Origin of the sequence: Salipiger sp. D13 (assembly GCF_003703915.1) — a bacterium.
Lineage (GTDB): Bacteria > Pseudomonadota > Alphaproteobacteria > Rhodobacterales > Rhodobacteraceae > Salipiger > Salipiger profundus.
In genome coordinates, this window is record NZ_ML112597.1 from 15,814 (window position 1) to 28,602 (window position 12,789).

The 12,789-nt window shown below is 67.1% G+C and carries 15 protein-coding genes and 1 pseudogene; 8 read left to right on the forward strand and 8 right to left on the reverse strand.

Going from position 1 to position 12,789, the window contains the following annotated elements:
• Window positions 1–48: 48 nt before the first annotated feature.
• Window positions 49–693 (reverse strand): cysteine hydrolase family protein, encoded by a 645-nt coding sequence (locus D6860_RS12395; protein WP_076624813.1) that lies wholly within the window; start codon window positions 691–693, stop codon window positions 49–51.
• Window positions 690–1,457 carry an N-formylglutamate amidohydrolase gene (locus D6860_RS12400; RefSeq protein WP_076625450.1) on the reverse strand — a complete coding sequence of 256 codons (768 nt, stop codon included), beginning with the start codon at window positions 1,455–1,457 and terminating at the stop codon, window positions 690–692. The genes D6860_RS12395 and D6860_RS12400 overlap by 4 nt, the downstream gene beginning before the upstream one ends.
• 206 nt (window positions 1,458–1,663) lie before the next feature.
• Between D6860_RS12400 and D6860_RS12405 the strand changes: the two genes are divergently transcribed.
• The 3 genes and pseudogenes from D6860_RS12405 to D6860_RS12415 all read left to right on the forward strand — a co-directional run bounded on the left by D6860_RS12405 (window position 1,664) and on the right by D6860_RS12415 (window position 5,063).
• Window positions 1,664–2,512: a MurR/RpiR family transcriptional regulator gene (locus tag D6860_RS12405; RefSeq protein ID WP_017469244.1), complete on the forward strand. Its 849-nt coding sequence runs from the start codon at window positions 1,664–1,666 to the stop codon at window positions 2,510–2,512.
• A gap of 47 nt (window positions 2,513–2,559) precedes the next feature.
• Window positions 2,560–3,821, forward strand: a pseudogene (locus D6860_RS12410) (glutamine synthetase family protein).
• A 198-nt stretch (window positions 3,822–4,019) separates the two neighbouring features.
• On the forward strand, window positions 4,020–5,063 hold the full coding sequence (locus D6860_RS12415; protein ID WP_076624814.1) for an AI-2E family transporter: 1,044 nt from the start codon (window positions 4,020–4,022) through the stop codon (window positions 5,061–5,063).
• A 6-nt stretch (window positions 5,064–5,069) separates the two neighbouring features.
• On the opposite strand, the gene D6860_RS12420 is transcribed toward D6860_RS12415, so the two are convergent.
• Entirely contained in the window at window positions 5,070–5,381 is a 312-nt protein-coding gene (locus D6860_RS12420) for a heme-degrading protein HmuQ (protein ID WP_017468005.1), read from the reverse strand.
• An 80-nt stretch (window positions 5,382–5,461) separates the two neighbouring features.
• Here D6860_RS12420 and pth point away from each other — a divergent pair, with 80 nt between their 5' ends.
• Together pth and D6860_RS12430 are read left to right on the forward strand one after the other, a co-directional pair.
• A complete protein-coding gene (gene pth / locus D6860_RS12425; RefSeq protein ID WP_076624815.1) occupies window positions 5,462–6,166 on the forward strand; it encodes an aminoacyl-tRNA hydrolase in 705 nt (234 codons plus the stop codon).
• A gap of 61 nt (window positions 6,167–6,227) precedes the next feature.
• Window positions 6,228–6,599, forward strand: coding sequence for a DUF2237 family protein (locus D6860_RS12430; RefSeq protein ID WP_017469273.1), 372 nt, complete (start codon window positions 6,228–6,230; stop codon window positions 6,597–6,599).
• An 18-nt stretch (window positions 6,600–6,617) separates the two neighbouring features.
• Here the strand turns inward: D6860_RS12430 and D6860_RS12435 are convergent, their stop codons facing one another.
• The 3 genes from D6860_RS12435 to D6860_RS12445 all read right to left on the reverse strand — a co-directional run bounded on the left by D6860_RS12435 (window position 6,618) and on the right by D6860_RS12445 (window position 9,396).
• Window positions 6,618–7,496 carry a DMT family transporter gene (locus D6860_RS12435; protein WP_076624816.1) on the reverse strand — a complete coding sequence of 293 codons (879 nt, stop codon included), beginning with the start codon at window positions 7,494–7,496 and terminating at the stop codon, window positions 6,618–6,620.
• Window positions 7,493–8,554 (reverse strand): DUF6902 family protein, encoded by a 1,062-nt coding sequence (locus tag D6860_RS12440; protein ID WP_076624817.1) that lies wholly within the window; start codon window positions 8,552–8,554, stop codon window positions 7,493–7,495. Before D6860_RS12440 ends, D6860_RS12435 begins: the two co-directional genes overlap by 4 nt.
• A 74-nt stretch (window positions 8,555–8,628) precedes the next feature.
• Window positions 8,629–9,396 carry a DUF6749 family protein gene (locus D6860_RS12445; RefSeq protein ID WP_128549242.1) on the reverse strand — a complete coding sequence of 256 codons (768 nt, stop codon included), beginning with the start codon at window positions 9,394–9,396 and terminating at the stop codon, window positions 8,629–8,631.
• 321 nt (window positions 9,397–9,717) lie between these two features.
• Here D6860_RS12445 and xth point away from each other — a divergent pair, with 321 nt between their 5' ends.
• From xth to grxD, 3 genes are all read left to right on the forward strand, one after another.
• The gene (gene xth, locus D6860_RS12450) at window positions 9,718–10,500 is read left to right on the forward strand and encodes an exodeoxyribonuclease III (RefSeq protein WP_076624819.1); all 783 of its coding nucleotides are present in this window, start codon (window positions 9,718–9,720) and stop codon (window positions 10,498–10,500) included.
• 87 nt (window positions 10,501–10,587) lie between these two features.
• Window positions 10,588–10,830: a BolA/IbaG family iron-sulfur metabolism protein gene (locus tag D6860_RS12455; protein ID WP_076624820.1), complete on the forward strand. Its 243-nt coding sequence runs from the start codon at window positions 10,588–10,590 to the stop codon at window positions 10,828–10,830.
• A 76-nt stretch (window positions 10,831–10,906) separates the two neighbouring features.
• The gene (grxD, locus tag D6860_RS12460; protein ID WP_076624821.1) at window positions 10,907–11,269 is read left to right on the forward strand and encodes a Grx4 family monothiol glutaredoxin; all 363 of its coding nucleotides are present in this window, start codon (window positions 10,907–10,909) and stop codon (window positions 11,267–11,269) included.
• 122 nt (window positions 11,270–11,391) lie between these two features.
• Here grxD and ccmE read toward each other — a convergent pair whose 3' ends face one another.
• Window positions 11,392–11,841 (reverse strand): cytochrome c maturation protein CcmE, encoded by a 450-nt coding sequence (gene ccmE / locus D6860_RS12465; RefSeq protein ID WP_017469198.1) that lies wholly within the window; start codon window positions 11,839–11,841, stop codon window positions 11,392–11,394.
• A gap of 130 nt (window positions 11,842–11,971) precedes the next feature.
• The gene (gene murI, locus D6860_RS12470; RefSeq protein WP_076624822.1) at window positions 11,972–12,784 is read right to left on the reverse strand and encodes a glutamate racemase; all 813 of its coding nucleotides are present in this window, start codon (window positions 12,782–12,784) and stop codon (window positions 11,972–11,974) included.
• Between the last annotated feature and the right edge of the window lie 5 nt (window positions 12,785–12,789).

Here is a 12,789-nt window from a genome sequence, read left to right on the forward strand (position 1 = left end):
TTTTCTTAACTTCTTTCGGCATCCACATCCCGAGCACCGGCCAGTCGCTCAACCCGCATCCGCCAGTTCCGCGACCAGCTCTGCCGTGGTGATCTGGCGGCAGTATCCCCGGATCGCGCGCAGAGAGCTGTCCTGCCGCTCCTGCGTGTAGGTCAGGCAGGCGTCGGTGACCTGCGTCACGAGGTAGCCGAGATCGCAGGCATCGCGGATCGCGCTTTCGACGCATTGATCTGTGACCAGTCCGCAAAGGACCAGCTGACGGACGCCGAGATTGCGCAGGATGTAGTCGATATGCGTCGACACGAACACCGACGACGAGCTTTTCGGCAGCACGATCTCGTCGCCCTCCGGGGCGATCTCGTCGATGACCTTGCCGTCCCACGACCCCTTGGGCACGTTGAAGCCGGTGATCTTGTAATCAAGACTGCGGTCCCGGCCATCGAGCGTCAGGCTCTCGATCGTGGTATACATGACCTCGACCCCGGCCGCGCGACAGGCGCGCTGAACCGCCTGCATGTTGGGAATGGTCTCGGCCTCGAGCCGCTCGAGGAAGCTGCCGTAGGTCTCGGCAAAGGCGGCATCCGAGAGCCCGGCGAACTCGGCCCCCTCGCGGCGCGCGCTGAAATTCTGAACGTCGATGAAGAGAACGGCGGATTGCGCCGGAACAAGCGGCACGTCGCGGGTAAGGCTCATGCGGAAGTCTCCATGAGAAAGGGGCGGAAGATGTGGGCGAGCCGCGTGGTCCAGAGCGCCTGCCCCGAAGCCTCGCGGATGTGGTCGTTGCGGATCTCGACAAGACTGTGCGGCAGACCGCTCGGCTCGGCATGACGCGGCACGAACCAGTCCGAGGCCGCGTCGACGTCGTAGGGCTGGTTGAGCCCGATCGTCAGATCGCCGGAAAGCGCCTGAAGCGCCCGCGCCAGCCGCTCGGAGGTCGCGCGGTCCTCGCGGAAGAGGAAGCCTGCGTCCCATGCGCGCGGCTGCCCGTCGCGCATCCGGGGCGTGTAGCTGTGGATCGAGAAGGTCGCCCGCAGCCCCGACCGTGCCAGCTGTCGCGCAACCGCCTCCTGGAACGGCGTGAATATCTCGTCGATGCGCGCCCGCCGCGCGGCCTCGGAGAGTGCGTGGTTGCCGGGCACGGGGCGCGCGTCGCTTACCTCGGGCATCGCGTCGGGTGCCTCGGGCGGACGGTTGCAGTCGATCACCAGCCGGCTGTAGCGCTGCAGCACCGCCGGGGCGTCGAGCGCGAGCGCAAGGCGCCGGGCGAGTGCGGCGGCGCCGATGTCCCAGCCGATGTGGTCGTCGAGATCCGCCTGCGTCAAGCCGAGCCGCCCGAGCCGCGCCGGCACCGCCTGCCCCGCGTGTTCGCAGACCAGCAGCAGCGGTGCCCGGCCCTTGGGATTGACCAGTTCGACCGGCGCCGGATCTTCCGGCCCAAGCAGGTTCTCCGAACTCATGGTGTTGCCGCCGCGCAAGACAAATGGCGCCCGCCGCCTTGAGTTCTGCCGGTTGCGGGACCTGTCGCAACCATCGTTCCCGTGCACCGTTTGCCTTTATTCATGCTGCGTCGACGCATGACGATCCATTTTCATGTGCATCCATTATTTCCCGTTTGACATGATATTTTCAAAAAGAGATCGTCAAGCGCGAATGGAGAGGTCCGATGCAGGTCAAAGAGCGCCTTGATCGAATTGCCGACGAAATGACCGCTGCCGACAGGCGGATCGGCACGGCGTTGCGCCTAGACTACCCGTTTGCCGGGCTGCTGCCGATCCAGGAGCTCGCGCAGAAGACCGGCACTTCGGCGCCATCGATCTCGCGCTTCGTGACCAAGCTGGGCTTCCAGGGTTTCCACGAATTCCAGCGCAGCCTGATCGACGAGTTGAAGGAGGGCGAGCGCTCTCCCGTCGATCTGCAGCGAACGGCGCAGCCGGTCGAGGGCGCCTATCTCGCGAGTTTCCTCGCCCGCTCGGCGCAGGTGATGCAGGAGGCGCCGACAGCCATCCCCGAGGCTCAGTTCGAGCGCATTTGCGCCCTGCTCGCCGACCCCCGCCGCGCGGTCTTCGTGCTGGGCGGACGGATGAGCGACACCGTTCTCGGCTTCATGTCCCGCCACCTGCGTCAGGCCCGCGACAAGGTGCACCACCTGCCCGCCGACCCCGAAAGCTGGCCCGACGACCTGCTGCGCATGAAGCCGCGCGACGTGCTCTTCATCGCCGATTTCCGTCGCTACCAGAAAAGCCTCGAGCGGCTCACCGAACGCGCCGTGCGCGACCGGCGGGTGCAGGTTGTGGTGATGACCGACCGCTGGCTCTCGCCATGCTCGGCCCATGCGAGCGAAGTGCTCGCGGTGCCGATCGAGAACGGCACGCTCTGGGACACCTACACCGGCGCCTTCGCGCTGATCGAGGCGATCTGCACGCGGATCGCAGACACCAACTGGACGACCACCAAGACGCGCATCGAGGCATGGGATGCCATGCGCCTCGATTTCGGAGACAGCGACCCATGATTTCTGATCCCCTCGTATTCGCCGCCACCTCGGACATCGCCGGCAAGATGCGCGGCAAGGCCTTTCCCCTGTCGCACGTCGAGAAACGCAGCGGGCGCGGCGTCGGCTGGACCCCCACCAACGTGCAGATCACCTGCTTCGACGCCATCGCCGAAAGCCCCTTCGGCGCGCTCGGCGACCTGCTGCTGGTGCCCGACGCCGACACCATGGCCACGGTCGATTTCGACGACGCCGGCCCGGTCGAGCGGATGGCGATCGGGGACATAACCAATCTGGACGGGGCGCCTTGGGCCTGCTGCACCCGCTCGATCCTCAAGCAGGCGCTGGCCCGGCTGAAGCGGGTCGCCGGGCTCGAGCTGATAGCGGCCTTCGAGCACGAATTCCAGTTCCGGCCGACCATGACCGCGCCCGGGCAAGCCTACACCTTGCAGGGCTTCACCCGCCGGCGCGCCTTTGCCGAGGCGCTCATGGCGGCGCTCGCGCAGGCCGGGCTCGGGCCCGATACCTTCATGAAGGAATACGGCCCCGACCAGTACGAGATCACCGTGACCCCGACCCGGGGCGTCACCCCCGCCGACCAGGCGGCGCTCTTGCGCGAGATCACCCGCATGACCGCCGCGCGGGTGGGTGAACAGGCGACCTTTGCGCCGATCCTCGATCCCGAAACGTCGGCAACGGCGTGCACATCCACATGAGCTTTGTCGACGAGACCGGCGCCCCGGCCACCTACGATCCCGACCACCCGGCGGGCATGTCACCGGTGACCGGCAGCTTCATCGCCGGGGTGCTCAAGTATCTCGACAGCATCCTCGCGCTGACCGCGCCCTCGGATGTCTCCTACCTCCGGCTCACGCCGCACCGCTGGAGCGCCGCCTACAACAACCTCGGCTTCCGCGACCGGGAGGCTTCACTGAGGATCTGCCCGGTAACCGCGACCGACCCCGAGAGCATCGCGAAGCAATACAATTTCGAATTCCGCGCGGGCGATGCGGCGGCCTCGCCGCACCTCGCGCTGGCTGCCATCGTTCACGCCGGATGCCAAGGGATCGAGGACGCGCTGCCGATCCCCTCCGTCACCGAGGAGGACCTCTCGACCCTGCCCCCGGCCGAACTCGAGGCGCGCGGCTACGCCCGGCTGCCGCAGACGCTGGCCGAGGCGCTGGAGCGGTTCGCCGCCAATGCGACCGTCACCGGCTGGTTCCCCGAGGGTTTCGCCGAGGTCTACCTCGCCCACAAGAAGGGCGAGCTGGCCTGGCTGCGGGACATGGACACCGCCGCGCGCTGTGCCGCCTACGGCACCACCTACTAGCCGCGCCGCTCTGCCACCGCGCTGCCGAAGGAGTGCGCTTTGCCGCGAAAGCTTTGAAAAACCACGCCTGCTCAGGGGCGCGTGGCCTTTTCGTTCGGGCCCGAAACCGCCATATTCCGCCAGACGAGATGGAGGACAGGGCATGAGACAGGCGCCGACGCCTAAGGAAGACGACAAGATCACCGGAGTGGCGCGAAAGTGACGCTATCGTTGCGCCAATTCGCCTATTTCGTCGCGCTGATGATCATGTTCGGCTGGCTTCTGCACGTCGGCAAACCGGTGCTGCTGCCGGTGCTGATCGCGATGATCGCGCTCTACATCCTGTCGAACGTGACCGACCGGCTGGGCGCGATGCCGTTGATCGGACGGCTGCCCGCGACGCTGCGCCGTTTCATGGTGCTCGCGGCCTTCACGGTTGTTCTGGTCCTGCTCGTTCTCTACGTGGCCGAGACCTTCACCCAGGTCGCGACCGTTCTGCCGCGCTACGATTCAAACCTCGACGCGCTGGCAACCCAGCTTGGGCTGCTCATGCATCTCGAGGACGAACCGACCTGGGCCACGGTGCGGGCCGCGACCATCGACCAGTTCCAGATCCAGTCCTACATCGGGCCGATCCTCGCCTCGGTGCGCGGCTTCGGAGGCACGCTGTTTCTCGTCGTGCTCTACGCCGCGTTCTTCATGGCAGAGCGCGCGCGGATGGCCGAGAAGCTGGCGCTGGCCATCGGCGATCCGGGCCGCGAGAGCCGCACGCTGGCCCTGCTCGCCCGCATCAACGCGCGGGTCGGCAATTACCTGTCGGTCAAGACCGTGGTGAACGTGGTGCTGGGGACGATCTCCTTCGGCATCCTGCTGCTCTTCGGGATCGACTTCGCGCTGTTCTGGGCCATCCTGATCGGACTGCTGAACTACATCCCCTACATCGGCTCGATGATCGGGGTGCTGTTCCCGATCCTGCTGAGCCTCGCGCAGTTCGGCTCGTTCCCGCTGGCGGCCGCCGTCGCCTCGGCGCTGACCGTGGCGCAGCTTTTCGTCGCGGGCTACCTCGAGCCGCGGATGATGAGCCGGGCATTCAACCTCAGCCCCTTCGTGGTGCTCTTCGCGCTGGCGTTCTGGAGCGCGCTCTGGGGCCTGCCCGGCGCGGTGCTCGCGGTGCCGCTGACCGCGAGCCTCATCATCGTCATGGCCGAGATCGACGCGACCCGCCCGGTGGCGATCATGCTGTCGGCGACCGGAAAGGTCTGAGCCCGCTCAGTCGAGCACCTGCACCGCGTCGAAGATCTCGAGCTCGGGCGGCCCGAGATACATGCCCTCGGAGCTTTTCGCGCCCTTGTGGGCGGCGCGGAAGGCCTCGGATTTCGTCCAGTCGCGAAAGCTCGCCTCGTCGGCCCACACGGTGTGCGAGGCATATAGAACGTGGTCTTCGTGCACCGGCCCCTTCATCAGCGCGAAGCTCTTGAAGCCCGGCACCGATTTCAGGTGACTGTCGCGGGCAGCCCACATTTCTTCGAACTCTGCGGCGCGTTCGGGCACGACCTTGAAGCGGTTCATGGTCAGATACATCGCATCTCTCCTGCGGCGGGTTGTGAATTCTTGTCGTCCCGCCCTATCTAGGGGCGAAAGGCGACATGCGGAGGCGACCCTTGCAGATTCTCGTGGGGCTGGGCAATCCCGGCGGCAAATATGCGAAGAACCGGCACAACATCGGCTTCATGGCCGTGGACCGGATCGCCGAGGACCACGGCTTCGGCCCGTGGCGCTCGCGCTTTCAGGGCGAAGTGAGCGAGGGCCGGCTCGGCGGCGACAAGGTGCTGCTGCTGAAACCCGGCACCTACATGAACCTCTCGGGTCAGTCGGTCGGCGAGGCGATGCGCTTCTTCAAGCTCGAGCCCGGCGACGTCACCGTCTTTCACGACGAACTCGACCTCGCGCCGGGCAAGTGCCGGGTGAAGATGGGCGGCGGTCATGCCGGCCACAACGGCCTGCGCTCGATGCACCAGCACATCGGCGAGGCCTACCGCCGCATCCGGCTGGGCATCGGTCATCCCGGTCGCAAGGAGGCGGTCGCGGGCTACGTGCTGCACGACTTCGGCAAGGCCGACGAGGACTGGCTCGACGACCTGTTGCGCGGGATCTCGGACGGTGCCGACGCGCTTATGCGCGGCGACACCAACGGCTTCCAGAACGCCGTCGCGCTCCGCGTGGCCCCTGCGCGGTCGTCGAAGACCACGAAGCCGGAGACAAAGGCCGATGTGCCGAAGCCCGCGGCGAAAGCGCCCGAGGCCGAGACCAAACCCGAGGACGACCAGCGCTCGCCGCTGCAGAAACTCGCCGACCGGTTCCGCTGAGCCCGGCCCACTGGACAGCGCGCCGAGGGTTTGTCAGGCTCACCGCCCAAGGAGATGCGCCATGATCCGCAAGGACCCCGCAGTCAACGTTCTCGGAGAGCCGCTTGTCGGCTGTTCCGCCGACCCGGTCACCGGCTTTTTCCGGGACGGTCATTGCAACACCTGCGCCGAAGATGCCGGCAGTCATACGGTCTGCGCGATCATGACCGCCGAGTTCCTCGCCTACTCGGCCTATGTCGGCAACGACCTGTCGACGCCGCGCCCAGAGTTCCGCTTTCCGGGCCTGAAGCCCGGCGATCGCTGGTGCCTCTGTGCCGCGCGCTTTCTGCAGGCGCATGACGAGGGCTGCGCGCCCGACGTGGCGCTGGATGCGACCCACGTCCGTGCGCTCGAGATCGTGCCGATGGACGTGCTCAAGAGCCACGCCGCCTGAGAGCCCGCCCGTAGGGTATCAGGCCCGCGCCATGCGGCGTCCCGGCAGCGCCTCGTCGAAGATCAGCCACATGCCAGAGCCCACCACGAGCATCACGCCCACGAGGGTGCCCGCGGTCGGAAGCTCGCCGAAGCCCCACCAGCCGATCGCGACCATCCAGACGAACTGCAGGTTCATCAGCGGGGTTGCGACGTAGGCCGGCAGCAGCCGCAGCGCCTCGACCGAGAGCCAGCGCGCGGCAAACAGAAAGACGGCATACCCCGCGACCCAGCCAAGATCGGCAAGCGGCATCGGCGTCCAGACGAACGGCAGCGCCGCGGCCATCACGAGCATGACCGCGAGGTTCGGCCAGAACACCTGCGCGAGCGGGACCCGCTCGATCCGCGCGATGCGACGCGCGGCCACCATCGAGCCGGTCCCCGTCAGCGCGGCAAAGAGCGCCCAGAGATGGCCCGCGTCGAGCGACAGCCGCCCCGCCGGCATCAGGCAAAGCACGCCGCCCGCACCGAGCAGTAGCGCGGTCCAGGTCGCTGGCCGCACGCGCTCGCCCAGCACCGGTCCCGACAGCGCCGCCGCGATCAGCGGCATGAGCGCGATGAAGACGAAGACATCCGCGAAGGGCAGCAGCCGGAACGCCTGGAAGAAACCGATGGCGGCACAGACCGTCAGCACCGCCCGCACCGCCATGGTGCCGGGAGACCGCGTCGAAAGCCCCGCGCCCTGCCCCCGCGCCGCGAGCAGCGACAGCGCGATGACAAGCCCCGAGGACAGCGCGAAGAGCTGCGGCGCCGCGTAGCCTCCGGCGATCAGCTTGGTGATCCCGTCCGCCGCCGCGATGGCGCCGGTATAGAGCGCGACGAGCGCGGCGCCCGTCAGTGCGGCCCTTCGTGTGTTCATGGCCGACCTGCCCGGGCGAAGCCCTGGAAGAACGCATCGAAATGGGCGGACTGGTCGGCCAGCGCATCGACGATATCGCGGGTTAGCGGCGAGAGCCGTGCGCCCAGCCGGGCGCGGGTTGCCTCCCAGTCGGGACGGCGTTCGCTGCCCTCGGCGAACAGCGCCTCGGAGAGTTCGCGCAGCGGGGCCACCTGCCGGTCGGCGCGCGAGAAGCGCATCCGCGAGGCCACCAGCGGCTTGCGGAACGGCGCGTTGCCGATGGTGGCCGCGTGCCAGTTGCAGACGAGGAAATCGTGGTAGTCGTCGGCGATCGCCACATCGTCGCCCCCCTCGACCTCGAAGAGATGTGTCTCGCGCTCGAGCCAGCCGGTCCAGAGCGCCGGGGCGGTTTCGCCCGCGTGATGGAGGGCGATGCAGATCTCGGCCAGCAGGTCCGAGTTCTGCTCAAGAAATGCGAGGTTGCCGGCGAAATGCAGGCTGGTGATGGCATCCCGGTCAAGTCCGGGGTCGCGCCGCCCGTATTCGCTGAGGTAGAAGACGATATGTGTCAGTTCGTAGGCGGCTTTCTTGTTCGGCAGCGCGAAGGTCGCCGACCGCGCGCAGAACCGGCGCAGCCGCTCGACGAGGTCGGGCTCTGCCGGACCCGCCGCGCCACGGCGCGCAAGCAGCCGGATTGCCTCCATTCGCTGCAGATCCGAGAGCTCCTGTTCCGCGAGGCCCTGCCGCGCCACCTGTTGCGCCAGCCGCGCGCCGGTGTCGCCGGGCATCCCGAGGTCCTCGAGATCCAGCGTCATCGACAGCAGGAAGCGGTAATACTGCGGGAAGAAGGCCATGCGGTCCTCGACAGTGTCGTAGAAACCATCCAGGACGTCGAGCGCCGTGCCGGGCACATCGGCCCCCGTGCACTCGAGGATGTTGAGAAGCTCGGCGTTCTCCTTGAGCCAGAACACGTCATCCTCGCGGCGCCTGCAGGTCGCGAAGCAGCTGAGCAGAGCGGCCGCGCCGGTTTCGGGCGTGGCGATGCGGGTCTTCGGGCTGAGCGCGATAACGTTGGTCATTCTGGCCTCTCCTGTCCTTTCGCGCGCGGGCGTCTCATCCCCAAGACGCCCGCTGCAATGTCATCCGGCGGCGATCACGCGCCGGAGGTGAAAAGGCCGGTAGCCTCGCCGGCTGCGGCACGGGTCGCCTGCGGTGCGGCACCCGAGGTGAAGGCACCCGTGGCCTCGCCTGCTGTCACGTCCGAGCGGGTCGGCGCGGCGCCGGAGGTGAAGAGCTCGACCGCGTCGCCGCGCATCGCTTCGCTGCTGGTCGGCGCGGCACCCGAGGTGAAGGCGCCCGTGGCCTCGCCTGCGGTCACGTCCGAGCGGGTCGGCGCGGCGCCGGAGGTGAACAGCTCGACCGCGTCGCCGCGCATCGCTTCGCTGGTGGTCGGTGCGGCACCCGAGGTGAAGGCGCCCGTGGCCTCGCCTGCGGTCACGTCCGAGCGGGACGGTGCGGCGCCGGAGGTGAACAGCTCGACCGCGTCGCCGCGCATCGCTTCGCTGGTGGTCGGTGCGGCACCCGAGGTGAAGGCGCCCGTGGCCTCGCCTGCGGTCACGTCCGAGCGGGACGGTGCGGCGCCGGAGGTGAACAGCTCGACCGCGTCGCCGCGCATAGCTTCGCTGGTGGTCGGTGCGGCACCCGAGGTGAACAGGCCCACGGCCTCGCCGAGTGCGGTTTCGGTCCGACGCGGCGCGGCACCCGAGGTGAAGAGCGCCATGCCATCGCCCATCAGCGTATCGGCCGAGCTGGTCGGTGCGGCACCGGAGGTGAACATCTCGCAGCCATCTCCGCCGAACAGATCGGCGCCGCGAGTATCAACGAAATCTTCAGAAATCAGCTGCTTGAATTGAGCGGTCATCGGGAACCCCTTTACTGTTTGATCCTGCCCTTTCGGCACCAACAGGGTTTCCTCTTGCGGCTGTTTCTGACAATATAGTTTCTTGCTAAGGTTGAGTTATACACGAGTTACCCACACGCAGAGAGACTGACAAGAAACTGAAACTCCGAGCCTAAACTGAATAATTCACAGAATAAAAATTTCTGTGGATAGTTTTTCTGCGCCCATTGATCACCGGCCAGACCTCCGATAGACAGCCCGAATCGCCGGCGAATCCAGAGCGCGCCCTTGCCCCCCGGCGGCGCCTGAGCGATAGCGGGGCCAGCTTGACGGAGGGCCCAAATGAAGATCGCGACCTTCAACATCAACGGCATCAAGGCGCGGATCTCCGCGCTGACGGACTGGCTCGAAGAGGCCCAGCCCGACGTGGTTCTCCTGCAGGAAATCAAGTCGGTGGATGAGGCCTTCCCCCGAGAGGCCCTCGAAGACCTCGGCTACCAGGTCGAAACGCACGGTCAGAAAAGCTTCAACGGCGTCGGCATCCTGTCGAAGCTGCCGCTCGAGGACGTCACGCGCGGCCTGCCGGGCGACGACAGCGACGAGCAGGCCCGCTGGATAGAGGCCACCGTCGTCGGCGAGCATCACGCGCTGCGGCTCTGCGGGCTCTACCTGCCAAACGGCAACCCGGCACCGGGCCCGAAGTACGACTACAAGCTCGCCTGGATGGCCCGGATGGAAGAGCGGGCCCGCGCCCTGCTGGCCGAGGAGATGCCGGCGCTCATGGCGGGCGACTACAACGTCATCCCGCAGGCCGAGGACGCCGCGAAACCGGAGGCCTGGACCGAGGACGCGCTGTTCCTGCCCGAGACGCGGGCTGCCTTCCGGCGGATCGTGAACCTCGGCTTCACAGAGGCGTTCCGGGCGCGCCATCCCGGTCCCGGGCATTATTCCTTCTGGGACTACCAGGCCGGTGCGTGGCAGCGGAACAACGGCATCCGCATCGACCATTTCCTGCTCAGCCCGCAGGCCGCCGACCTGATGACCGACGTGCAGATCGATCGCGACATCCGTGGTCGCGAAAAGCCCTCGGACCACGTGCCGGTCTGGGTCGACCTCGCGCTCTGACCGTTTCGCGGCCGCCGCGCTGCTTGCACCATGGCGGCACGCGGCTTACATCTGTGGCGAACAGCAAACCAGTGGAGACCACGCGCAATGGCCATTGAAGCGACGGAGATCGAGCAGCTCATCCGGGCCGCCTTTCCCGATGCCAAGATCAACATCACCGACCTCGCGGGCGACGGCAACCACTACGCCGCCGAGGTGATCGACGAGAGCTTCCGTGGCAAGAACCGCGTCCAGCAGCAGCGCGCGGTCTACGCGGCGCTCAAGGAAAAGATGGCCGGCAGCAACGGCGCGCTTCACGCGCTGGCGCTGACCACCAAGGCCCCGGACTGACCGGACCCACGGACCACGGACCGCCCCTCGGGCGGCATCGGCGAGCGCGGGGCATCCGCGCACATAGGAGACAGACATGACCGACGCGAAGACGCAGATCGACGAAACGGTGAAAAGCAACGACGTGGTGCTCTTCATGAAGGGCACCAAGACCATGCCCCAGTGCGGTTTCTCGAGCCGCGTGGCGGGCGTTCTCAACTACATGGGCGTCGAGTTCACCGACGTGAACGTGCTCAGCGACGATGCCATCCGCCAGGGGATCAAGGATTACTCCGACTGGCCGACCATCCCGCAGCTCTACGTGAAGGGCGAGTTCGTCGGCGGTTGCGACATCATCACCGAGATGACCCTGTCGGGCGAGCTCGACCAGCTCTTCGACACCAACGGTGTCGAGTTCAACAAGGAAGCAGCGGAGAAGATCCGCGAAGCGAACGCCTGAGGCGACGCCGCTTCAAAGACACGAAAAGCGGGCCGCTCGGCCCGCTTTTTTATTTCCAACCAAGATATCGCGGCGCGGGTCGGCCACCTGGAAACCCGCCGGTGCAGCGAAGGTGCGGAGCCTCAGCTGTTCGGATCCTCGTAGACACCCTGTTCCTTCAGCGCGTCGATGACCTCTTTCGGCATGTAGGTCTCGTCGTGCTTGGCAAGGATCTCGGAGGCGACGAAGGTGCCGTCGACATACTTGCCGGTGCCGACCATGCCCTGGTTCTCGGCGAAAAGATCGGGCAGCACGCCGGCGAAGACCACGGGCACGGTGGCGCCGCCGTCGGTCACGTTGAAGCGGATCTCGTGCCCCTGTCCGCGCACGAGGGAGCCCCCCTCGACCAGCCCGCCGATGCGGAAGGTCTCGTTCGGCGCGGGCGGCTCCTGCATGACCTGGCTTGGCGAGCGGAAGAAGTTGATCCCGTCGCGCATCGCGTATCCGACGAGCCCCGTGGAGATCACGAGCGCCACGGCGGCGAGCGCGACGACCTGGATACGGCGCTTCTTCTTCAGCGACTTGAGCGACATGGCTTCTCCTCCTGACGTGACTTCGCCGCCTGTGTGTGCGGGTGCCAGACTATACCATATGGCATTCGGCGGGGTGCATGTAAGTGAGCGAGATCAAATTGCGGCGCACTGACGCGGTCACAACGCCGCGTCACGCCGGCTCGAAGGTGATCTGGCGGCGCAGGAACCGGGTCGCATGGCCCGACACCTTGGCCGGGTTGCCCGTGGTGAGGAACCGCGCCTCCGTCCCGGGCCCGAGCATGTGGGGATGGCGCTTGAGGTAGTCGGCCAGCGACTCGGCCACGAGGTTGGCCTGCGAATAGACCGATACATCGGCGCCGAGCGCGTCCTGGAAGACCTCCTGCAGAAGCGGGTAATGGGTGCAGCCGAGGATCGCCGCGTCGGGCTTCGGCATCTTGCGCTTCAGCGCGTCGACATGGCTGCGCACCAGCGCCTCGGCGAGGATCATGTCGCCCTCCTCGATGGCATCCACGAGCCCGCCGCAGGCCTGCGCCTCGACATCGACGCCGATGGCGCGGAATGCCAGCTCGCGCTGGAACGCGCGGCTGCTCACCGTGGCGGGCGTGGCGAAGAGCGCGACGTGCTGCACGCCCACCTCGCGCGGCGGCGAGTTGTCGCCCCACTGCCGTTCGGTCAGCGCCTCGATCAGCGGCACGAAGACACCCAGCACCCGCTTGCCCGGCGGAATCCAGTTTTCCTGCATCCGCCGGAGGGCCGCGGCGCTCGCGGTGTTGCAGGCCAGGATCACGAGATCGCAGCCGGCGTCCCAGAGGCGTTCGACCGCAGCGGTGGTCAGCTCGTAGATGTCGTCGGCATCGCGCACGCCGTAGGGCGCATGGGCGCTGTCGGCGAAATAGACGAAGGGAACGTCCGGCAGCCGCTTGCTCACCGCGTCGAGCACCGTGAGCCCGCCCAGCCCCGAATCGAACACACCCACTGCCATCGGCC